Raw genomic sequence first — 20,729 nt, forward strand, 5'->3', positions numbered from 1 at the left:
TAGGCTGGGAGGACCCTCCGACGAAAGGCCCCGCGCGTGGAAGTACCTGCGTATGTCTGGACCCTGACCATTGCGGGAATCATCGGGCTGCTGGCCTTCGATTTCTTCTTCCACGTCCGCAAGGCCCACACCCCTTCCCTCAAGGAATCGGCCACGTGGTCCGCCATCTATGTGACGATCGCCGTGGTGTTCGGCCTGGTTGTGCTGCTGTTCGGGGGCGCCGACATGGGCACCGAATACTTTGCCGGCTACGTCACGGAGAAGGCATTGTCAGTAGACAACCTTTTCGTCTTCCTGATCATCATGGCCAGCTTCAAGGTGCCCCGCGCGGACCAGCAGAAGGTGCTGCTGTTCGGCATCGTGTTCTCCCTGATCGCGCGCACGGCGTTCATCTTCCTGGGCGCGGCACTGATCAACAGTTTTGCCTGGGTGTTCTACATCTTCGGGCTCATCCTGCTCCTCACGGCCGGAAACCTGCTCAAGCCGGACGACCACGATGACGACTCCGACGGCCTGGTGGTCCGGCTTGCCAAGAAACTGCTGCCCGCCTCCGACCATTACGACGGCGACAAACTCTTCACAGTGGAGAACGGCAAGCGGGTCCTGACCCCGATGCTGCTGGTCATGGTGGCCATTGGCGGCACGGACATCCTGTTCGCCCTGGACTCGATCCCGGCCATCTTCGGCCTGACCCAGAACGTCTTCGTCGTTTTCACCGCCACCGCGTTCTCGCTGATGGGCCTGCGGCAGCTGTTCTTCCTGATCGACGGCCTGCTGGACCGGCTGATCTTCCTCTCCTACGGCCTGGCGGTCATCCTTGGCTTCATCGGAGTGAAGCTCATCCTGCATGCCCTGCACGAGAACACCCTGCCGTTCATCAACGACGGCGAGCACGTCAACGTGGTGGAGGTCAGCACCGGCCTGTCACTCAGCGTGATCCTCGGGGTGCTGGTGGTGACCATCCTGGCGTCTGTCTTCAGCCCCAAGGGCAAGGCCAAGAACGCGGTCTCGGGGGCCAGGCGGCATGCCACCGAGTACGTGGACCTCAACTACGAGACGGACATGGCGGAGCGGGACAAGATCTTTGCGAGGATGGTCCGTGAGGAGGAGCAGATCCGCAAGCTCCCCGAGAAGTACAAGCGGCTGATCCGCAATGAAACCGAGTTCCTGGACCTGATCCGGAAAGCCCATGACGAGCACGACAAGGCCCAGGTGCGGGCTGCCGCCAACGGGGGCTAAGGCTACCGGGTCACGGCCGCTGCGCCGCTGGCCAGGGTGGTGATACGTGCCCAGTCCTTAGCGGCGACGGCGTCTGCCGGGGTGAGCCAGCTGCCGCCCACGCAGGCCACGTTGGTCAGTTTCAGGTAGTCCGGCGCTGTGGCCAGGCTGATGCCGCCCGTGGGACAGAACCGCACGTGCGGAATCGGCGCTCCGATGGCGGCCAGGTATTTCGGGCCGCCGGCGGGGCCCGCCGGGAAGAACTTCATGGCGTCCAACCCTTGTTCCAGAACAACGAGCACCTCCCCCACGGTAGCGACGCCGGGCAGCACCGGAACGTCGAGGGACAGCATGGCGGTGAGCAGGGCCGGGGTGACCCCTGGGCTGACCAGGAATTTGGCTCCGGCTGCCACGGCAGCGTGGGCCTGCGCAGGGGTGAGGATGGTGCCGGCGCCCACAAGGATCTCCGGCACTTCCTCCGCGATGAGCTTGAGCGAGGTCAGCGCGGAGTCGGTCCGGAGCGTGAGCTCGATGATCTCCACGCCGCCGGCCACCAGGGCACGGGCAAGGGGCACCGCATCCTGGGGGTCGTCGATGGTGACCACCGGGATGACCGGTGAAACGCTAAGGACGCCGGATGCGTCAGCCATGGTTGATCTCATTTCCCAGGCTCAAGGGCCCGTTGTCGATGCTGCGGTACCAGTGCAGGAGCAGGTTCCGGAATTCTTCGTGCCCGGCCAGGTAGGGGTCGACGACGGGCCGGAACCCGAGGAGGGCAGGCACCACGGTGTCCGCGGTGCGGCGTTCGGGCAGGACGGCCTCGAGTTCTTTCGTCAGGGGATCGTTCAGATCCGTTTCCGGTGTGGTGGCCACGTGGCGCATCCACGCCGCGACGGCGAGCGCGGCCCACTTGGGTTCGCGGCCGGCGTCGAACGTTCCCCGGACGGTGGCAAGCAGGCGGAGTCCGATTTTCTGCGACCCGTCGCTGCCCACTTTCGCCGTGGTGTGGCCCAGTGCGGGGTTGGCGAACCGGCGGAGCACCTCTCCGCAGTACCGTTCGCCGTCCAGTTCCACCGGCAGGGTGATGCTGGGCAGGGCTTCTTCGAGCATCATGCGGTGGCAGGCGGTGCGGAATGCGTCCACGCCCACGGCATCGGCGATGGTCGCCTTGCCGGCGGCGAGGCCGAGGTAGGCCAGCATTGAGTGGCTGGCGTTGAGCAGCCGCAGCTTCGCCGATTCCCAGGCGGCAACGTCGGTGCTGAACAGCGCACCGGCGTCTTCCCAGCGCGGCCTCGCGGCAGCGAAGTTGTCCTCGATGACCCATTGCTTGAACGGCTCGGCGACCACGGCGGCCTCGTCGCGGAGGCCGAGTTCACGTTCGACGGCGGCCAGGTCGGCGTCGGTGGTGGCCGGCACCATGCGGTCCACCATGGTGGACGGGAACGTGGCGTTGCGGTCGATCCATGCCAGGAGTTCGTCGCTTTCCCCGGTTGGGAGGGCTACGGCGAAGTTGCGGACCAGGGTGCCGGTCAGTTCACCGTTTCCGGGCAGGTTGTCGCAGGACACCACCGTGATGGGTCCGGCGCCGGTGCGGGCGCGGCGCTGGAGGCCGCGCGCAATCTGGCCGACGGCGGTGCGCGGCGGCCTGCCGCCGAGGTCTTCGCTGGTCTCGGTGTCGTCCAGGTCGAGGGTGCGGGTTTGCGGGTTGAACCGGTAGCCCTTCTCGGTAATCGTGAGGGTGACGATCTTCGTTGCCGCGGCGCCGATTCGTTCCACCACTAACTCCGGTTTATCCCGTCCTGAAATTGCCTCAACGATGCTGGAGACGACGCGTGCCGGCGCGGCGCCCTCGCCCCGTTCGGCCACAGCGAAGAGTCCATCCTGCGGGGCCAGCTGCCGGGCCACGGCATCCGAACGCTGGGTGACGCCGACGATGCCCCATTGCGGATCGCCTGCCGCAAGCATGGCGTCCTCCGTGAAGACGGCCGTGTGGGCACGGGCGAACGCGCCCAGTCCAAGGTGGACGATCCCGGGCTGCAGGCCGTCCCGCTGCAGCGCAGCCTTATGGCCGGTGGCCGCCAGGGTGGAGTTACTCAGGCGTTCGATGGCACTGTTCCCTTCACCGTTTCTCCGGCGGCATGTGCACTGGTCTGCCCGAACGTGGGGATGAAGCCGGTGCCGCCCTTGCCGCCCACCACGAGGGAGGATGCGGCAGCACCGTAGCGGGCCGCCGTTGGGAAGTCATCGCCCAGCACGAGGCGGGCGGTGAGGGTACCCACGAACGCGTCGCCGGCGCCGGTCTGGTCCACCACGGCGGGCGCCGGGATGGCGGGAAGCCAGGCCGAGACCGCGCCGGCCTCGAGCTGGACGCCTCTTGCACCGCAGGTGACGGCCACATTCTCCGTGCCCAGCGCGCGGAGCTTGGCGGCCGCTTCCTCAGCGGTGGCGGCGCCCAGCAGCGTCCTCGTCTCACCGGGGTAGGACGGCGTGACCAGGAACGCGTGCGGCGCCAGTTCGGTGAGGGCCGCCGTCGCATCCTCCACCGAGGTGAGGCGCGGGCGGAAGTTGGGGTCGTACACGAAGCGTTTGGCCACCGAGGCGGCCTTCGCGACGGCGGCGTGGGACGTCGTCGAAATGGCGCAGGCGATGCCGCCCGCCACCACTGCGCCGGCCGCGGCGAAAACTGCCGGGTCGACGTCGTCCGGGCCAAGTGTGGACCCGACGCTGCCGCTGCGGGCGTAGGAGAACTCGCGTTCGCCGTCGGGATCGCTGTGGACGAGGTAGACGCCCTGCTGTCCCTTGCGGAACGTCAGGAGGGCGGTGGAAATGCCAAGCTCGGCGATCCGGGCGGCGATGGCCTGGCCCAGGTCGTCGTCGGTCAGGACGGACAGCAGGCCCACCGCGGCGCCGGCGGCGGCGGCCGCGGCGGCCACGTTGAGCGCGTCGCCGGAAATGCCAAGCTGCGCCGGAACGCCGTGGCCGAAGGGCAGGTCCGTGGCCACTTCGACGAGGATCTCCCCCATCACCACCACGTCGAAGGGATTGTGGATGTCATTCACCAGTCGTGCACCGATCCGTCGAGGCGCCGGTTCACCGGCAGGTATTTGGGGTCGAAGGGGAAGCGCGCGGCGGCCTCCTCGTCGAACTCTACGCCCAGGCCGGGTGCGTCCCCGGGGTGCATGTAGCCGTCTGCAAAGCTGTAGGAGGTCTTGAAGACCTCGCCGGCCGGGTCGCGGTGGCCCATGTATTCCTGGACCCCGAAGTTGGGGATGCTCATGTCCACATGCAGCGCGGCGGCGAAGGAGACCGGGGAGAGGTCCCCGGCGCCGTGCGAGCCGGAGCGGACGCCATAGAGGTCTGCGAGGGAGAAGATCCGGCGCAGGTGCGTGATGCCGCCGGCGTGCGAAACGGACGTGCGGATGTAGTCGATCAGGCGTTCGGTGATGAGCTGCTGGCAGTCCCAGATCGAGTTGAAAACCTCGCCGACGGCGATAGGTGTGGTGGTGTGCTGGCGGATCAGACGGAACGCGGACTGGTCTTCCGCCGGCGTGGGGTCCTCGATCCAGAACGGCCGGTACTGCTCCAGCGAGGCCCCGAGCCGTCCTGCCTCGATGGGGGTCAGGCGGTGGTGCACGTCGTGCAGGACGTGCACGCCATAACCGAACTCTTGGCGAACGTGGGCCAGCATCTTTGGCGCGAAGTCCAGGTACGCGGAGGTTTCCCAGGTGTCCTCCTGCGGCACGTTGCTGCTGGCAGGCTCGTACAGCTTCCCGTCCACGGGCGCGATGCCGTAGGTCTTGTCCAGTCCAGGGACGGCGGCCTGGGCCCGGATGGCCTTGTAGCCCAAATCCAGGTGATGCTGGAAATCGGCGCTGAGGTCTTCCAGCGTGGTGCCGCTGGCGTGGCCGTAGACCATGACTCCTTCGCGCGCCGCACCGCCCAGGAGTTCGTAGACGGGCATGCCGGCTGCCTTGCCCTTGATGTCCCAGAGCGCGACGTCGATCGCCGCGATCGCTGTCATGGTCACCGGGCCGCGTCGCCAGTAGGCGCCCTTGTAAAAGTACTGCCAGGCGTCCTCGATGCGGCGGGCGTCACGGCCGATCAGCAGCGGGCAGAGGTGCTCGGAGAGGTACGACGCCACGGCCAGCTCGCGGCCGTTCAGGGTGGCGTCGCCGATTCCGGTGATGCCGTCCTCGGTTTCAATAACGAGCGTCACGTAGTTCCGTCCGGGCGACGAAACCACAACCCGTGCGTCGGTGATCTTCACTGGGAGTCCTTCAGATGGTGGATGTGCAATGTATTTCTGGGATGAGCTGTCAGTTTCCGCTGAGGCGGAGCATGACCTTGCTGCTGTTGGAGGCGGGATCCACGGCGGTCCGCATCGCTTCCTCGGCGTCATCAATGCCGAATTTGTGGGTGATGACAGGTGAGACGTCCAGGCCGTTGGCCATTGCGCGGAGCGCGTCCGTGATCTCATCGACGAACCGGTAGGACCCGATCCAGGTGATTTCCCGGGTAACGAGGTCCCCCAGCGCCGAAGCCGCGGGCGCTCCGGGCAGGTTGCCCACCTGGACGATGGTCCCGCCGCGGGCCGTGGCCCGCAGGACGCCTCCGAGCACCGCAGGGATGCCGGTGGCCTCGAACACCAGCTCCACGTCTGCCGGAAGCGGACTGTTGGAAACGTTGAGCACCTCATCGGCACCCATCGCACGGGCGATCCGCAGGGACGCATCGCTGATGTCGGTGGCGGTCACCGTTCGGGCACCTGCATATTTGGCGGCCGCGGCGACCAGCGACCCGATAGGTCCGGCACCGTTGACCAGCACGTCCCGGCCTTCAAGGTCTCCAGCGCGGGCCACCGCGTGCATGGCCACGGCGAGTGGTTCGGCGAGCGCCCCGCGCAGGGTGTCCACGCCGTCGGGAAGGGGACGGACTTGGAATGCCTTGGCAAGCTTCCGTTCGCTGAAGCCACCGTCCGTGTGCGGATCGAACGCCGCAGAGCCGAAGTACCGGATCTGCGGGTAGAGATTGGTCCGGCCCTGCAGGCGTTCCGGCATGGTGCCGTCGCCCACAAGTTCGGCCGGGTGAACGGTCACGGGCTGGCCCACCTCGAGGTGTTCGACGCCGGCACCCAGTTTGGCGATCCGGCCAGCCACTTCATGGCCCAGGACGAGCGGCGACTTCAGCGCCGCCGTTCCCGACGCTCCGTGGCGCCAGTACGAAAGGTCACTTCCGCAGATGCCGCCCCATTCGACGTCGAGCACTACTTCGCCCGGCCCCGCAACTGGCTCAGGCCTGTCATCAATGCGGAGATCATTGGCGCCGTGGACTACAACGGCTTTCATACGGCGTCCTCGAGCCGGACCAGGTCGCGGCCGCGGACCTCGGGGCCGACGGCGGCTGAGACCAGGGTGATCAGCGAGTAGCCAATCAGCATTGCGGCGAGCGGCCACCAGTGCCCGGTGACGGCGGTGAGGGTGGCTGCCAGCAGTGGGCCGATCGCGGTGGCCAGGATCCCGCCGATTTCCTTGGCGAGGGCGAGCTGGGTGAAGCGGGTGCGGGCTCCGAAGAACTCGGCCATGGTGACACTTTCCATGGCGAACAGGCTCAGGACACCGAGGTTTAGGCCGATGACCATGGCGATGGTGATGATGGCGGAGTTGCCACTGGTGATCATCAGCATCATCGGTACGGCGAAGACGGCAGTCAGGGCGCTGAGGGCCAGGTACATCGGGCGGCGGCCGAAGCGGTCACCGAGGAGGCCGATCACCGGGATGGTGACGAAGCCCAGCAGTGAGCCGTACATGATGGCGTTGGTGCCTACCGTCTTGTCTGCGAGCAGGACCGTGGCAAGGTAGCCCACCAGGAAGGTCTGGACGAGCCCTGAGTTGCCGGCCTGCCCAAAACGAAGGCCAAGGGCAATGAGGAATGACTTGCCCTTTTTCTGATGCAGTGCGGCTTCGATGGTGCTGGTTCCGGCGGGCTCGGGGGCATGGTCGGCGGTCTTAATCTTTGCCTTGGTCAGGGCGACTCCGTCCACAACATCCGCGCGCTGTTCGAAGACGGGGCTTTCCTTGATGGAGCGCCGGATCCAGATGGCGAACAGCATGATCACGAAGCTGGCCAGGAAGGGGATCCGCCAGCCCCAGCTCAGGAGCTGGTCCTGGGAGAGCGAAGCCACCAGGATGGCCCACAGTGCGGAGGCACCCAGGGTTCCGGAGTTGGTGCCCAGGCAGACCAGGGACGAGATGATGCCGCGGCGGCGGGCCGATGCAAATTCCGCCAGCATCACGGTGGCGCCGGCGATTTCCGCACCGGCCCCGAACCCCTGGATGAGGCGCAGGGCCACCAGCAGGATGGGCGCCCAGATCCCCACCATGGCGTAGGTGGGGAGGACACCGATCAGGGTAGTGGAGGCCCCCATCAAGGCGATGGTGATGTAGAGGACCTTCTTGCGACCGATCCGGTCACCCATGCGGCCGAAGTAGACGGCACCGAACAGGCGGGCAACGTAACCCACGCCGTAGGTGGCCATCGCAGCGATCAGGCCGATAACGGGGCTGACGTCCGGAAAGAAGATTTTGTTGAAGACGATGGCCGCAGCCAGAGAATACAGCTGGAAGTCCATAAATTCCATGGCGGTGCCGAGCCAGCCGGAGATGGCAACCTTGGCGAGGTCGCGGGTGCTTCGGGCCTCGGCCTGCCCGGTGGTGGGCGGCGCAATGCTTTCGGTCATCAGTTGCTCCTTTGCAGGCGATGCGTTTCGAAGGGGATGGGTTACAGCTGGTGGCTGTCCGGGGGCGCCATTGGGGGCAACAGTGACGGGCAGCACGTCGATTTCTACTACCATACAAGCACTACCATTCTAGTGTGTCAACAGGTTAGAATGAGGCCATGCCAACGGACAAAAGAGAGACTGCCCCCCGGCTCTCGGTGCGGGACCAAACCCTGGAAACGCTTCGCCGCCGGATCATCTCCCTGCAACTGCCCCCGGGTGAACCGCTGTCCGAGAATGAACTGGCCCAGGAGTTGGGCGTCAGCCGGACGCCGGTGCGCGAGAGCCTGATACTGCTCCGCGAGGAGGGCCTGGTGCAGGTCTTCCCGCAGATCGGCTCGTTCGTGTCGCTGGTGGACCTGGGGCGGGTTTCCGAAGCCCAGTTTGTCCGCGAGGCTATCGAATGTGCCTCCCTGCGGGATCTGGCGGTGGACGGCTCGGGCATCGCCGGACTGCGGGAAATCCTCAAGGCGCAGTCCGATGCGGACGCCCACGGCGACGTGGAGGAATTTTTCCGACTGGACGAGGATTTCCACCGGGAGCTGCTGCGGCTGGCAGGCCACGAGTCCGCGTGGACCGCCGTCAACTCAGCGAAGGCACACCTGGACCGGGCCCGCCGAATGAGTCTTTTGGATACCCGGCCGGTGTCCACCCTGATCGAGCAGCACACTGCCGTGGTGGACGCGCTTGAAGCCAACAACCTCTCCGGCGCAGACAGCAGCCTGCGCCTGCACTTGCGCGCCGTCTTCGAGGATGTCCAGCGAATCCAGGAGGCAACGCCGGAACTGTTCTCCGACGGCACTGCCCGGCGTCCGTCCCGGCGGAGCGTGGCGCGCCTCGTGTAGCAAAGCCCCCCGGCCTGACCCAGTATCCCGCCCCGCGGTAGAGGAGCGCGCCTGGGTAACTCCTATTGTCAGCCCCTCTTGCTACGTTTGATCCCAGGCCAGGGGAACCGTCCTCCGGCCCGCGAACAGTTGGGGAGGCCCCGTGTTTCTGCTCGACGCTGCCGGCAAGGATGCCGGACCCGGCACACCGCCGGACCTGGTCTTTTCGGCCAGCGACCTGGTGGCAGCCAGCGAGTGTGAATACCGCACGCTCCGCATCCTGGACGAAAAGCTGGGCCGCACCGCCAAGGCGGAGTTTCCCGCTGACGAGATGCAGAAACGCGCCGGCGAGTTGGGCGACCAGCATGAGCGGACCGTGCTTGCCAGCCTGGTGGCCAAGTACGGCGAATGGGACGCCAGCCGCGGCGCAGGGGTCTATTCCCTTGACCGCGGCCAGAACCTGCGCGGCGAACTGCAGGCCAAGCACGCCGAAACCGAACTCGCCCTCCGTTCCGGGGCAGACGTGGTTTTCCAGGCCACCTTTTTCGACGGCGAGTTCCTGGGCTACGCCGACTTCCTGGTCAACGAGGCCGCCGGGACCGGCAACCCCGGCCGCTACGAGGTGTGGGACACCAAACTTGCCCGGCATGCAAAAGTGGGGGCGCTGCTGCAGCTTGCCGCCTACGGCGACCAACTCCTGGGGATGGGCCTGGAGCCCTCACCGGTTGTCACGCTGGTACTCGGAACGCGGGTGGGCGATGACTGGCTCAGGAGCAGCCATTCCCTGCCGGATCTCCTGCCCGTCTTCCGGGAACGACGCCGGCGCTTCCGCCACCTCACAGCCAGCCACCGAGCCGGTGACGGCGCAGTGGAGTGGCAACAGCCCGGCGTCGTCCACTGCGGGCGCTGCGACTACTGCGCGGAGCAGGTGCAGCTTCACCGGGATCTCCTGATGGTGGCTGGCATGTCCGTGGTCCAGCGGCGGAAGCTGCACGGGGCCGGCATCACCACCATCGACGAGTTGGCAGCCATGCCTGCCGGCGAGGCCAGGAACTCGGTGGCCAGGCTCCGCGCCCAGGCGCGGATGCAGCTTGGCCTGGACCCGACTGCAGGTTCCCGGACGTTCACCAAGGATGGACAGCCGCATACAGTGTCGTTCAGCGTCCTTCCCGACCATACGATCGGCTCGCTTCCTGCCCCCAGTGCCGGCGACATCTTCTTTGACTTCGAGGGCGATCCGCTCTGGCAGGATCCCGCCACCGGCGCCTGGGGCATCGAATACCTGTTTGGTGTCATAGAGGCCCCGGTGGCGGGCGCCCCCGGGGATCCGGTGTTCCGGCCGTTCTGGGCCCATTCCCGCTCCGGCGAGCGCCGCGCCTTCCTCGACTTCCTGGATTACGTCGAGGAACGCCGCGCCATGTACCCGGACATGCACGTCTACCATTACGCCGCCTACGAAAAAACGGCGCTGCGGAACCTGTCCCTGGCGCACCAGGCCGGTGAGGACACAGTAGACGACTGGCTTCGGCAGGGGCTGCTGGTGGACCTGTACGCCACGGTCCGGCACTCCATCCGGGTCTCGGAAGCGTCCTATTCCATCAAGAAGCTGGAACCGCTTTACATGGGGGACAACCTCCGGTCCGGGGAAGTCAAGGACGCCGGGGCCTCTGTGGTTGCCTACGCCGCCTACTGCGCCGCCCGTGATGACGGGCGGCAGGACGATGCCGACGCCATCCTGGCCTCGATCTCGGACTACAACCAGTACGACTGCCTCTCCACCCTCCGGCTCCGGGACTGGTTGCTTCAGCTGGGCCAACAAGCCGGTGTCCCCGGAGAGCCAAGCCAGGAGGCCCTGGGAGCGGTGGATGCTGCGGGCGGACAGGCCACTCTGCCCGGGCAGGTGCTGTCATCGGCCGGCGAGGGCACTGCCGGTGACGGTTCAGCCCACGCCGGTGAGTCCCCTGAGGAAACCAGGCTGCGGGAGTACCTTGCAGGCTTGCCGGACAACCGTCCGTGGACCGACGACGAGCGCGCCATCGCCATGGTTGCCGCCGCCACCGGATACCACCGCCGCGAGCGCAAGCAGTTCTGGTGGCAGCATTTCGACCGGGTCGAGGCACCGCTGGACAACTGGTCCGACCAACGGAATGTCTTCGTTGTGTCCTCGGCGGAAGTTGTGTCGGACTGGGCCCTGGCAAAGCCCCGGGAACGGATGCGCACGCGGATACTCAAGCTCCGGGGAACCATGACCGAGGGCTCAGATTTCCGCCCCGACTCCAGCTGGTGCCGCCTGTATGACGCGCCTGGACCCGATGGCATGACCGATCCGCCGGCCGCGTCCGGTGCGCGGGCATTCACGTTCGGGACCAGGATCAGTGAGCTGGAAGCGGCGCCGGACAGCCCGGAACAGCTGATCACCATTGCGGAGCGGGAGACCGGAAAGGTCCGCGCCTACCCGCACCTGCCGGTGGCCCTCACCGAGGACCAGCCCCTCGCGACCGCCAGTATTGAAGGCGCCATCGCGGCGATAGCCCAGGCTGTTGGCTCCTCCGTGCCGTCCCTCCCCGCGCAGCCGGGCCTGGACATCCTGCGGAAGCTGCCGCCGCGGTTCCGCTCCCGGCAAGGACCAGCCGACGTGCTGCCTGGTGAGGACGGCACCGCTGACTATGCACGGGCGATCACCGAGTCGCTGCAGGACCTGGACCATTCCTATCTGGCCGTCCAGGGGCCGCCGGGGACAGGCAAGACGTTCGTGGGTGCCCATGTGATCGGCAGGCTGGTGGCCCAGGGATGGAAAATCGGTGTGGTGGCCCAGTCGCACAACGTGGTGGAAAACCTGCTGTGCCGGGCCATTGAAACCGGTGGAGTGGATCCGCAGGTGGTGGGCAAGAAACTGGCTGCTCCACACCAGGTTCCCTGGAACCATACGGCGGAAGGCGATGTGGCCCGGCTACTGGCGTCGCCGGGCGGATGCCTGGTCGGGGGCACGGCATGGACCGTGACCGGCAAGGAAGTCCCGGCAGGGTCACTGGATCTTCTGGTCATTGACGAGGCAGGCCAGTTCTCGCTGGCCAACACCCTGGCGGTCTCTGTGGCAGCCACGCGGCTGCTCCTGCTGGGCGACCCGCAGCAGCTCCCGCAGGTTACACAGGGCAAGCACCCCGAACCCGTGGATGAATCCGCTCTCGGCTGGCTTGCCGCCGGCCACGCTACCCTGCCCGCCAACCTTGGGTACTTCCTGGCAGATACATGGCGCATGCATCCGGAGCTGTGCCGGGCGGTGTCCAATCTCAGCTATGAAGGAAAGCTGCGTTCCGCTCCTGCCGCGTCCCTCCGCGAACTGAAGCAGCTGGCCCCGGGCGTGGAGACCGTCCTGGTCAACCACGCGGGCAACACCACAGCGTCACGGGAGGAGGCGGCGGAAGTTGTGCGCCAGGCCCGCCGCCATCTTGGCCTGAAGTGGACCTGCGGCCCGGAGAGCGAGGCCCGTCCCCTCGAGCAGCAGGACCTGCTGGTGGTTGCTGCCTATAACGCCCAGGTCCATCTGATCCGTAAGCATTTGGCAGAGGCCGGCCTGCCGGAGGTGCGGGTGGGAACTGTGGACAAATTCCAGGGCCAGGAAGCTCCGGTGGTGCTGGTCTCCATGGCGTGCTCCGCGGTGGCCGAGGCCCCCCGCGGTGCGGAATTCCTGCTCAACCGGAACCGTATCAACGTGGCCGTATCCCGCGGACAATGGCGTGCCGTGATCATCCGCTCCCCGGAGCTCACCAGCTACATGCCGCACAAGCCCGCGGCGCTGGAAGAACTTGGCGCCTTCATCGGCCTAAGCCCCCGGGATTAGCCGCACAGAAACGGTGCCGTCAGTGCGCCCGGAATCCGCCAAAGGTCCCCTGGGCAGCTGAAATGCCGGACTCAACCCGCTCCACCCGCCCAGGGGTCCGGTCCGACTTGAGCCAGTCCAGCAGTTTCCGGACCTGCGGTTCGGCGCCTTCGGCAATTACCGACACCGACCCGTCGTCGAGGTTGCTCACCTCGCCGGACAATCCAAGTTCCTCCGCGGTGCCCATGGTCCAGTAGCGGAAGCCCACACCCTGGACCATCCCAAACACCCGGGCGTCCAGGCGGACAGCGTCCTGGGCCGAACCGCCCCGCGCCGAATCGTGCGCTGAGTCTGCGTGCCTGCCCATGGTGCTCCTTCTCCAAACCTTGCTGCCCCCATCGGGTCGCAGTAACCGCGTCTCCCAACCCGGGAGACGGTTACTTACGACCCGACGGGGCTGCGTAAGGGCTAGTTGATGGTGATGTCGCGGGTGGCGTGGTTGTAACGGATGGTCACGGTGCCGCCGGCGTGGTGCAGCTCGTGGTTGGGGCCATCGAAGGTGCCGAACGCGCCGTAGTTCTCAGTCCACGAGCGGTTGAGGGCGATCTTGAACGTGTAGAAGCCGGCGGGAAGCTCGGCGCTCTTCTTCCACAGCTGGTCCAGGAAGTCGAACTCCATCTGTGCCTCGTCATACTGCGGCGCCCAGTTCTCGGGTGCACCCAGGATGGTGTTGAAGTCGCCGGCCAGGGCCACGGCTTCGGGCTGCGGCAGGGTTTCCACGTCCGGACCCTCCAGCGGTTCGGCAGCAACATCGGCAGCAGGTGCAGCAGCGGCCTTGTCCTTGGCGGGCGTCTTGCCCTTGCGGACGGCTGCCACCACGGGCTCGACGGCGTCTTCGATCGCCTTGGCTGCCTTGCCCACAACGGAGGCTGCCTTCTTGGCCGGGGCCTTCTTGGCGGTTTTCTTCGGAGCTTCCGTCTTGGCCGGAACCTCAAGTGTGGCCGCGGCGGCAGAGACGGGGCGGACAAAGCCTGCGGGAGCGCTGGGGACCGGGGTGTCGGCAGGGACGGGAGTACCGGCGTCGAGCGCAGCCGCGAAGGAGTCAGCGTCCGGGAAGGCGACCGTGGCGCGCATGCCGTCCTCGGTGATGGTCCAGCCGGTGCGGCCCTTGATCAGCCAGCCGGCCTTCACGAGCTTGGCGGTGGCCGAGGTGAGGGTCTTGTGGCCGCGCGGGATGCCGCCGCTGAGGAGTTCGGCCTCATGGTCGTTGAAGGGCACGCGGGCGGTTGCCTCCGCCAGGACCTGGCCCGCATTCAGTGCATCGCCGGACCACACGCCTTCGGTCAGGACATCCAGGACGGTCTTGAGTCGAAGGTAGGTGTTTTCTGCGGTGGACTTGGCCATGATTCCCCTTATATAAAAGCGATCGGTCTTAGGCATCTTGCCAACTGCCCATTAAATCGCGCGACTTTAATTGGTTAACTCTGCGTGTCGTGACCGACTGTGAAGCGGATGGTGCCGCAAGTGAGGCGGAGGTCTCGGGTAAGGGCTGTCTGCATAACCCTGGAAGCGCTGGCATGGGTGCCGCCCTGCACTCCCCGGACACGCCTGCGGCACCTAGTTTACCGGGCGAAAAGCACCGCTGTTGCGCCCGACACAGCGGGGGTCAGTCGGACACTTCCCTGCCGTTCAATTCCGCCAGCAGTTCCGTCTTCCGCTCCTCCGACGCGAAGGACGAGTGGATGGAGTTCGCGGCCAGGCGTGCCTTGTCGAAATCGGAGAGGTCGAACACCGCGGTGAGCTGCGCAAAGTTGTCATCCACGTACCCGCCGAAGTACGCAGGGTCGTCGGAATTGACCGAGACATTCAGGCCGGCTGCCAGCATGGCGGGCAAGGGATGATCGGCGAGGGTGTCCACGGCGCGGAGCCGGACGTTGGACAGGGGGCAGACCGTCAGGGGAATGCGTGCGTCCACGAGGCGCTCCACCAGGTCGGGATCGTCCATGCAGCGGATGCCGTGGTCAATCCGTTCCACGCCCAGGACGTCCAGGGCTTCGATAATGTACGACGCCGGGCCCTCCTCCCCTGCGTGGGCCGTCAACCGCAACCCAGCTTCACGGGCCTTGCCGTACAGCCGCTCGAACTTGGAAGGCGGGTTGCCCACTTCGGCCGAGTCCAGGCCGATCGCACCGATCGGAGCATTCATGGCCAGCAGTTGATCCAGGACTTCGAGGGCGGAGTCCTCCGGGAGGTCACGCAGGAATGCAGCGATCAGCATGGTGGAGATGCCGTAGTCCTCCTCCGACGTGGCAAGGACAGAAGCCACACCTTGGACGCAGGCCTCCAGGGGAATCCCGCGGGATACGTGCGCCTGCGGGTCCATCATGATTTCCGCGTGCCGGACGCCGGCGGCAGCAGCCCGCTCCAGGTATGCCCGCGTCATGTCCGCGAAGTCCTGCTCGGTCCGCAGCACGGCCATGTTGGCGTAGTAGAGGTCCAGGAAGGACTGCAGGTCTGTGAACTCGTACTTTTCGCGCAGTTCGTCCAGGCCGGAGTACGGCAGCGCAATGCCGTTGCGTTCGGCCAGGGCGAAGATGAGCTCGGGCTGCAGCGTGCCCTCAATGTGCAGGTGAAGTTCGGCCACCGGGAGGGGCTTGGCAGGGACCGCAGGTTCCGCGAAGTCCGTTTCGGTTTCGGGCATGGTGCTGCCGCCGGGAAAGTTGTCCATCCGGTCAGGATAGTGCCCCGCCCAGTTTCGCGCCTGCCCGGGCCTCTGGAAGCGGAATGGTCCAACCCGTGGAGCGTGCCATGGCCCACACTCAACACGCCTGCCGGAATCTCGATTTGATAACGCCCAAACGATGTCCTAGCGTGAAATGCATGCCCGTTCGACGGGCTTCTTGATTGCCCGGTGCTGCCTTCACCAGAACTGCCCAGCGGCAGCCACCGATAGTGACCTCTATTCGTCAGGGGCGGGCAGTGGCGCGACGATCTCCGGGGACGGAACCAGCGCTGGTGGCCTTCAGGAGCATCACCATCATGAAAAACACCAAATTCCGTACTGCCGCACGCCGCGGAGTCACCCTGGCCGCCGTCTCCGCGGCAGGTTTGGCCCTCTCAGCCACGGCGGCCAACGCAGCGACCCCCACGTCCACTTGGGATGCACTCGCGCAGTGCGAGAGCGGCGGGAACTGGTCCACCAACACGGGCAACGGCTTCTCCGGCGGCCTGCAGTTCACCTCCAGCACCTGGTCAGCCTATGGCGGAACCGGTTCCCCGGAGAACGCCAGCCGTGAACAGCAGATCGCTGTCGCCGAGCGGGTCCAGGCATCCCAAGGCTGGGGCGCCTGGCCGTCCTGCTCGTCGCAGCTCGGACTGAGCGGCGGCGGCGGAGCACCGGTCCAGAGTGCCCCCGTTCAGAGCGCCCCCGTGCAGAGCACCCAGGTTCAGAGCGCGCCGGTCCAAAGCGCTCCGGTCAAGCAGGCACCTGCGCCGCGGCATGCCACTTCGGTTCCCCTCAGCGGCGAGACCTACACCCTGCAGGCCGGGGACACCTTGAGCATCGTGGCCCAGAAGCTCGGCATCCAGGGCGGCTGGCAGCACCTTGCCGACGCAAACCTGGACACCATTTCGGATCCGAACCTCGTGTTCGAGGGACAGGTCATCCAGCTCCCCGCCTAATACCTGGGGACGTTCCACCAGCGGCTGCGGCCGCCGCGCCTTTCACAGGCGCCACAGGCAGGTCGGCGATAGACAAATTCCGTTGACCAAAGTACGACGCCGGCACACCCCCATAAGGGATGTGCCGGCGTCGTACTTTAATCAGTCAGCCCCTGCCGCCTTGGGCGGCAGGGGCCGGACGGTCAGCTGGCGGGGAGCTCGCGGACGATCCGCACCTTCCAGGCGGACTCGTCGCTGGTGTCCAGCAGGGCGACGGTGCCATGTGCCAGATTCAGGGCAACCCGCTTGACGGCCAGCAGCTCCAGGTAGAGGTGCTCGTTCATCCGGCTGGGGGTGTCGATCATGTACTTCACCGCGTCGCGCAACTGCCGGTAGTTGGCGCTGCGTTCCCGGTGCATGTGCAGTTCCAGCGCGGAGCGTTGCTTGAGCCGCGGCTCGTGCCGGTTGAGCAGTGTCACGGCGGTGTGCACTGCAACCACGAGGGTCAGCGAGACGCCGTAGATCCACCAGCCGCTGGAGAGCAGGAACAGGGGCAGGTTTCCGATGGCCACGAGCGCGATGACCACCCGGAGGGCGGCGATGCGGCGGACCGTCCTGGCGACGGCAGCCATGCCGTCGCGGAAACGGTGCTGATCCTTGCGCGCGGCGGCGGGATCGATAATGAACTCGTCCAGAACCAGGATTCCCTGGGCTTCCGGGCCCAGCATCTGCCCGTAGCGGGGCAGCGCGGTGCGGGCGTGGTCGACGGCTTTGTCAGGTGTAGATGTCATGAGAGAGCTTCCAAAACGCGGGGGTGGTTGCGGTGATCTTAGTGGTTTAACCTGAAAGCCGTATGCATGCGTCCATTATTTGGACAGGTCGCGCTGCCTCAAGTGGTCCTGCGCACTGTAATTGGAACATCCGGCGCATGCCGTCAGACTGAATAGATGCAAACCTTCCTCCCGTACCCTGACTTCCGCGAAAGCGCCAAAGCCCTGGACACCGCACGGCTGGGCAAGCAGCGGGTTGAAGCGCTGCAAACCCTTCGTGCCCTGGTGATTCCGGAGTACGGCTGGCAGACCCATCCAGCTATCCGGATGTGGATGGGCCACGTTCCCGCCCTCACCATGTATGGCCTGGCCATGGCGGACGAATGGATCGAGCGCGGCCACCCGGACAACACCCGCGCGAACATCGCGGAGTTCGCGCCGCAGGCAGCCCACCCTGACTACGCCGCCAAAATCGTGATGCCGCCGTGGCTCGGGGACCCCGACTTCCACTTGAGCCACCGTTCCAAGCTGGTGCACAAGGAGCCCAAGTTCTATACCCGCGTTTTCCCGGACGCGGTCCCGGATATGGACTACGTCTGGCCGGAGCCGCGGCACGAGTTCCTGCCGCAAGAGCCGGAAGGGGACATTCTGTGGATCCTGCGGGAGCCGCACGACGACGTCGACCCCCAGTCCCTTACCACCGTGGCGCTTCCGCCCGTGAACCGGAATGCTGCTGCCGCTGCGGCGGCGACCGGGGACGACGGCTACTCTCCCGTCTACGTGGAGGATGGCTCCCGCCGGCCTTCCCGGGCCCCCAAGAAGGCGGCGCCCAGGCCGCAGATGAAGAAGCCCACCCGTAAGCGCCTGGCGCAGGAGGAGGCCTTCCGGACCCTTCCGGGAAAAACGCCGGTTGCTGTTCCGTTCGAGAACGGGGCCAGGTTCGCCGTCGGACAGGTGGTTGGGCGCCCCCTTACGCTCGATGACGGCCGTTTCGGCAGGAATTTCGAAGTCACGGAGATCATTGACCGCTCGGCATTCGCGTACCCCGCCCTGCTGCAGGATCCCCGCGTGTTCTTCCCGGTAGAGGCACCGTAGGCCATGACGGTTCTGTTGGCGGGGTGTGGGGACCTGGGCACCGAGGCGGGCCTGCGGTTTGCTGCCCTGGGCCACCGGGTTGTGGGCTGGCGCCGCTCCCCCGCCAAGCTGCCGGCGGCCATCGAAGGTGCCGCGGCTGACTTGGGATCAAAAGACCTGCCGCCCGTCCCCGCGGACACCACCGCCGTCGTCATCGCTGTTGCTGCTGACTCTCCTACCGAGGAGGCATACCGCGCTGCGTATGTACGCGGGGTGGAAAATGTCCTTGATGCCCTGGAGCGTGACCAGGTGTCGCCGGAGCGGATCATCTTTGTGTCCTCCACTGCCGTATACGGGGACGCGGGTGGGGGCTGGGTGGATGAGTCCACCACCGCGGAGCCGGGCGGGTTTTCCGGCCGGGTGTTGTTGGAAGCCGAGGGGCTTCTGCAAGCCAGGCTCTCGGGGACCCGCACGGCCGGCGTCTCACTCAGGCTGGGAGGCATCTACGGGCCGGGCCGGACGCGCCTGATTGACCAGGTGAAGACGGGCTCTGCCGTGATCCCTGAAGACGTGCGCTACACCAACCGGATCCATCGCGACGACGCCGCGGCTGCCATCGTGCACCTTGCCGGGATGGCAGCTGTACCGGGCCCCGTATACATCGGCGTGGACAATGAGCCGGCCGACCTCGGCTCGGTGTTGCGATTCCTGGCAGCTGAACTTGGTTTGCCTGAGCCCAAGGTGGGTGACGCAGGACCTGCCCGCGGGGGCAACAAGCGCTGCCGTAACGGTCTCCTCCGCAGCGCGGGATTTTCCTTCTCGTTTCCGACATTCCGGGAAGGGTACAAGGACGTTATAGCGGGGAACGGCGTCCGCCATCCGTGAGTGCGTCCGCCATCCGTGAGTGCGTCCGCCGTCCCCTGACCACTGCCACGGCCCGCCCAGCGGGCCTTGGCCTGAGTTGAGGCAGGGCATGGAATTCCGGCAGATTATTGAGACGGTTGGGCAGCTGGTCGACTTCGCCGGAGTTGCTGTGATGGTGATCGGCGCGGTGGTCTCCCTCCCGCTGGCGATCCGTGGCCATCAGCCCCGGCTTCTTCCGCCAGGTGCTGAAAAGCTGAGTTTCTACCGCTCCTACCGGCAGTTGCTGGGCAGATCCATTCTGCTGGGGCTGGAACTGCTCGTCGCTGCCGACATCATCCGCACCGTTGCCGTCACGCCTACGTTCGCCAGCGTCGGGGTGCTGGCCATCATCGTGCTGATCAGGACGTTCCTCAGCTTTTCCCTGGAGCTGGAAATCACCGGGCGCTGGCCGTGGCAGAAGGAACCCTCAGCGGCCCGTGCCGGGTCAACCGCCGCCGCGGGCTGAGGTCCGCCGCCCACGTTTTCCACGTAGGGGTCTTTGGGTCTCTTCATTGTCAGTGGTGGCTGGCAGAGTGTGGTTATGGAGGCCATTGGGGAGCATCTAGGTGAGGCGTACGGCCGGAAAGCGTACGACGCCGGCAGCTGGCTGCCGCACCCGGCCCACCTTCACGCGGTCCCCGCGGAGGCTTCACAGCACCGCGCCACAGGTCCTGGCCACCAGGACCTCCTGGCTGGGTTGGCGGCCCGGCTCGCGGCCGTTGCCGTGGCCGCCCCGGATGTGCTGGCGTCTGCCTCTTATCTCGAGGCCGCCGAGTTCGCCGCCCGCGCCGAGGACCTCGCCCGGACCGTGGAGTACCTGCAACTCCTGGGCGCCGGGGCGGTGGACCGCACCCGCGCCCAGGCCATCACCGACGCCGCAGCCACGACCCGTGCCGCCCGGTCCGCCGCCGTGGTTGAGACCGACGCCAACTGGCCCAATCCGCCCGCCGGTCCCGGCCACCCGGTGGTGTCACCGGCCGACGACGGGTGCCGGAACACCGCAGAGTTCCTCCGCCTGCGCCTGCACATCCCCATCCGCGAAGCCCGCCGCCGCCTCACCCTCGCCCACCAGGTCCTCCCAGCCACCAGCCTCACCGGCGAACCACTCCCACCAGCCCGGCCCCATCTCGCTGCCGCCCTCGCCCCCACCCGCACCACCGACACCGACTCCGACTCCGGGATCACGTCCCCGGCCGGGTACGGACCTGCCGTGTCCTCGCATGCTGCGGCCCTCATCACGGCAACCCTCGCCCGGCTCCAGCACCACACCACCGCCGAGACCCTGGAAACGATCGAACACCACCTCACCACAGCCGCCACCACCACCGACCCTGACTTCCTGACCCGCCTCGCCTCGCTGGACCGACACCATCGACGCCGACGGCACCGAACCCACCGAAGAAGCCCTCCGCCACACCCAAGGCGCCTTCATCCGCAAACCCCGCCACGGCCTCCACCACCTCGAAATCTTCGCCACCACCGACCAATACGAACACCTCCTCACCGTCATGAACACCGCCACCAACCCCCGCACCGCCGGGGACAAGGCAGCAGCACGCCAACCCGGCGGGATTGACCTGGACCGGCGCACCCGCGCCCAAAAACAACTCGACGGCCTCATCACCGCCGCAAAAACAGCCCTCGCCACCAACACCCTGCCCACAACCGGCGGCAACCGACCCCAC

18 protein-coding genes are annotated in these 20,729 nt (G+C 66.6%); 8 read left to right on the plus strand and 10 right to left on the minus strand.

Going from position 1 to position 20,729, the window contains the following annotated elements:
* Positions 1-36 precede the first annotated feature (36 nt).
* Positions 37-1,239, plus strand: a complete 1,203-nt coding sequence (locus PUN51_RS19525) for a TerC family protein (protein WP_275182221.1) — start codon at positions 37-39, stop codon at positions 1,237-1,239.
* Positions 1,240-1,241: 2 nt separating this feature from the next.
* Here the strand turns inward: PUN51_RS19525 and eda are convergent, their stop codons facing one another.
* Genes eda through PUN51_RS19555 form a run of 6 tightly spaced genes read right to left on the minus strand, consistent with a single transcriptional unit; the run spans position 1,242 to position 7,954 of the window.
* Positions 1,242-1,868: a bifunctional 4-hydroxy-2-oxoglutarate aldolase/2-dehydro-3-deoxy-phosphogluconate aldolase gene (gene eda / locus PUN51_RS19530; RefSeq protein ID WP_275182222.1), complete on the minus strand. Its 627-nt coding sequence runs from the start codon at positions 1,866-1,868 to the stop codon at positions 1,242-1,244.
* Positions 1,861-3,324 (minus strand): mannitol dehydrogenase family protein, encoded by a 1,464-nt coding sequence (locus PUN51_RS19535; protein WP_275182229.1) that lies wholly within the window; start codon positions 3,322-3,324, stop codon positions 1,861-1,863. The genes eda and PUN51_RS19535 overlap by 8 nt, the downstream gene beginning before the upstream one ends.
* Positions 3,312-4,241 (minus strand): PfkB family carbohydrate kinase, encoded by a 930-nt coding sequence (locus tag PUN51_RS19540; RefSeq protein ID WP_275182230.1) that lies wholly within the window; start codon positions 4,239-4,241, stop codon positions 3,312-3,314. Before PUN51_RS19540 ends, PUN51_RS19535 begins: the two co-directional genes overlap by 13 nt.
* A gap of 32 nt (positions 4,242-4,273) precedes the next feature.
* On the minus strand, positions 4,274-5,485 hold the full coding sequence (manD, locus tag PUN51_RS19545; RefSeq protein WP_224025161.1) for a D-mannonate dehydratase ManD: 1,212 nt from the start codon (positions 5,483-5,485) through the stop codon (positions 4,274-4,276).
* Between the two features lie 49 nt (positions 5,486-5,534).
* Entirely contained in the window at positions 5,535-6,563 is a 1,029-nt protein-coding gene (locus PUN51_RS19550) for an L-idonate 5-dehydrogenase (RefSeq protein WP_275182223.1), read from the minus strand.
* Positions 6,560-7,954, minus strand: a complete 1,395-nt coding sequence (locus tag PUN51_RS19555) for an MFS transporter (RefSeq protein ID WP_224025158.1) — start codon at positions 7,952-7,954, stop codon at positions 6,560-6,562. Before PUN51_RS19555 ends, PUN51_RS19550 begins: the two co-directional genes overlap by 4 nt.
* A 158-nt stretch (positions 7,955-8,112) precedes the next feature.
* Here PUN51_RS19555 and PUN51_RS19560 point away from each other — a divergent pair, with 158 nt between their 5' ends.
* Both PUN51_RS19560 and PUN51_RS19565 read left to right on the plus strand, forming a co-directional pair.
* Positions 8,113-8,838: a GntR family transcriptional regulator gene (locus tag PUN51_RS19560; protein WP_224025157.1), complete on the plus strand. Its 726-nt coding sequence runs from the start codon at positions 8,113-8,115 to the stop codon at positions 8,836-8,838.
* A gap of 142 nt (positions 8,839-8,980) precedes the next feature.
* A complete protein-coding gene (locus PUN51_RS19565) occupies positions 8,981-12,658 on the plus strand; it encodes a TM0106 family RecB-like putative nuclease (RefSeq protein ID WP_275182224.1) in 3,678 nt (1,225 codons plus the stop codon).
* A gap of 19 nt (positions 12,659-12,677) precedes the next feature.
* Here the strand turns inward: PUN51_RS19565 and PUN51_RS19570 are convergent, their stop codons facing one another.
* From PUN51_RS19570 to PUN51_RS19580, 3 genes are all read right to left on the minus strand, one after another.
* Positions 12,678-13,004 carry an acylphosphatase gene (locus tag PUN51_RS19570; protein WP_275182225.1) on the minus strand — a complete coding sequence of 109 codons (327 nt, stop codon included), beginning with the start codon at positions 13,002-13,004 and terminating at the stop codon, positions 12,678-12,680.
* A 101-nt stretch (positions 13,005-13,105) separates the two neighbouring features.
* A complete protein-coding gene (locus tag PUN51_RS19575; RefSeq protein ID WP_159632780.1) occupies positions 13,106-14,041 on the minus strand; it encodes a pullulanase X25 domain-containing protein in 936 nt (311 codons plus the stop codon).
* Positions 14,042-14,303: 262 nt separating this feature from the next.
* A complete protein-coding gene (locus PUN51_RS19580) occupies positions 14,304-15,365 on the minus strand; it encodes an adenosine deaminase (RefSeq protein ID WP_374114989.1) in 1,062 nt (353 codons plus the stop codon).
* 311 nt (positions 15,366-15,676) lie between these two features.
* On the opposite strand from PUN51_RS19580, the gene PUN51_RS19585 reads away from it, so the two are divergent.
* On the plus strand, positions 15,677-16,318 hold the full coding sequence (locus PUN51_RS19585; protein WP_275182226.1) for a transglycosylase family protein: 642 nt from the start codon (positions 15,677-15,679) through the stop codon (positions 16,316-16,318).
* 182 nt (positions 16,319-16,500) lie between these two features.
* Here the strand turns inward: PUN51_RS19585 and PUN51_RS19590 are convergent, their stop codons facing one another.
* Entirely contained in the window at positions 16,501-17,088 is a 588-nt protein-coding gene (locus PUN51_RS19590; RefSeq protein ID WP_159632782.1) for a hypothetical protein, read from the minus strand.
* A 156-nt stretch (positions 17,089-17,244) separates the two neighbouring features.
* Here PUN51_RS19590 and PUN51_RS19595 point away from each other — a divergent pair, with 156 nt between their 5' ends.
* The 4 genes from PUN51_RS19595 to PUN51_RS19610 all read left to right on the plus strand — a co-directional run bounded on the left by PUN51_RS19595 (position 17,245) and on the right by PUN51_RS19610 (position 20,620).
* Positions 17,245-18,162 carry an MSMEG_6728 family protein gene (locus tag PUN51_RS19595; protein WP_224025151.1) on the plus strand — a complete coding sequence of 306 codons (918 nt, stop codon included), beginning with the start codon at positions 17,245-17,247 and terminating at the stop codon, positions 18,160-18,162.
* Between the two features lie 3 nt (positions 18,163-18,165).
* Positions 18,166-19,026, plus strand: a complete 861-nt coding sequence (locus tag PUN51_RS19600) for an SDR family oxidoreductase (protein ID WP_224025150.1) — start codon at positions 18,166-18,168, stop codon at positions 19,024-19,026.
* An 88-nt stretch (positions 19,027-19,114) separates the two neighbouring features.
* A complete protein-coding gene (locus tag PUN51_RS19605) occupies positions 19,115-19,510 on the plus strand; it encodes a DUF1622 domain-containing protein (protein WP_275182227.1) in 396 nt (131 codons plus the stop codon).
* A gap of 75 nt (positions 19,511-19,585) precedes the next feature.
* Positions 19,586-20,620 carry a hypothetical protein gene (locus PUN51_RS19610; RefSeq protein WP_275182228.1) on the plus strand — a complete coding sequence of 345 codons (1,035 nt, stop codon included), beginning with the start codon at positions 19,586-19,588 and terminating at the stop codon, positions 20,618-20,620.
* The last annotated feature ends 109 nt before the right edge of the window (positions 20,621-20,729 follow it).

Source organism: Arthrobacter sp. NQ4, from assembly GCF_029077345.1.
Taxonomy (GTDB): domain Bacteria; phylum Actinomycetota; class Actinomycetes; order Actinomycetales; family Micrococcaceae; genus Arthrobacter.

Bases quoted from the DNA above. Each gene is read 5' to 3' on its own strand.
- eda (WP_275182222.1), bottom strand. From the start codon at position 1,868: ATGGCTGACGCATCCGGCGTCCTTAGCGTTTCACCGGTCATCCCGGTG.
- PUN51_RS19540 (WP_275182230.1), bottom strand. From the start codon at position 4,241: ATGGGGGAGATCCTCGTCGAAGTGGCCACGGACCTGCCCTTCGGCCAC.
- PUN51_RS19550 (WP_275182223.1), bottom strand. From the start codon at position 6,563: ATGAAAGCCGTTGTAGTCCACGGCGCCAATGATCTCCGCATTGATGAC.
- PUN51_RS19555 (WP_224025158.1), bottom strand. From the start codon at position 7,954: ATGACCGAAAGCATTGCGCCGCCCACCACCGGGCAGGCCGAGGCCCGA.
- PUN51_RS19560 (WP_224025157.1), top strand. From the start codon at position 8,113: ATGCCAACGGACAAAAGAGAGACTGCCCCCCGGCTCTCGGTGCGGGAC.
- PUN51_RS19570 (WP_275182225.1), bottom strand. From the start codon at position 13,004: ATGGGCAGGCACGCAGACTCAGCGCACGATTCGGCGCGGGGCGGTTCG.
- PUN51_RS19575 (WP_159632780.1), bottom strand. From the start codon at position 14,041: ATGGCCAAGTCCACCGCAGAAAACACCTACCTTCGACTCAAGACCGTC.
- PUN51_RS19580 (WP_374114989.1), bottom strand. From the start codon at position 15,365: ATGGACAACTTTCCCGGCGGCAGCACCATGCCCGAAACCGAAACGGAC.
- PUN51_RS19585 (WP_275182226.1), top strand. From the start codon at position 15,677: ATGAAAAACACCAAATTCCGTACTGCCGCACGCCGCGGAGTCACCCTG.
- PUN51_RS19590 (WP_159632782.1), bottom strand. From the start codon at position 17,088: ATGACATCTACACCTGACAAAGCCGTCGACCACGCCCGCACCGCGCTG.
- PUN51_RS19595 (WP_224025151.1), top strand. From the start codon at position 17,245: ATGCAAACCTTCCTCCCGTACCCTGACTTCCGCGAAAGCGCCAAAGCC.
- PUN51_RS19600 (WP_224025150.1), top strand. From the start codon at position 18,166: ATGACGGTTCTGTTGGCGGGGTGTGGGGACCTGGGCACCGAGGCGGGC.
- PUN51_RS19605 (WP_275182227.1), top strand. From the start codon at position 19,115: ATGGAATTCCGGCAGATTATTGAGACGGTTGGGCAGCTGGTCGACTTC.
- PUN51_RS19610 (WP_275182228.1), top strand. From the start codon at position 19,586: ATGGAGGCCATTGGGGAGCATCTAGGTGAGGCGTACGGCCGGAAAGCG.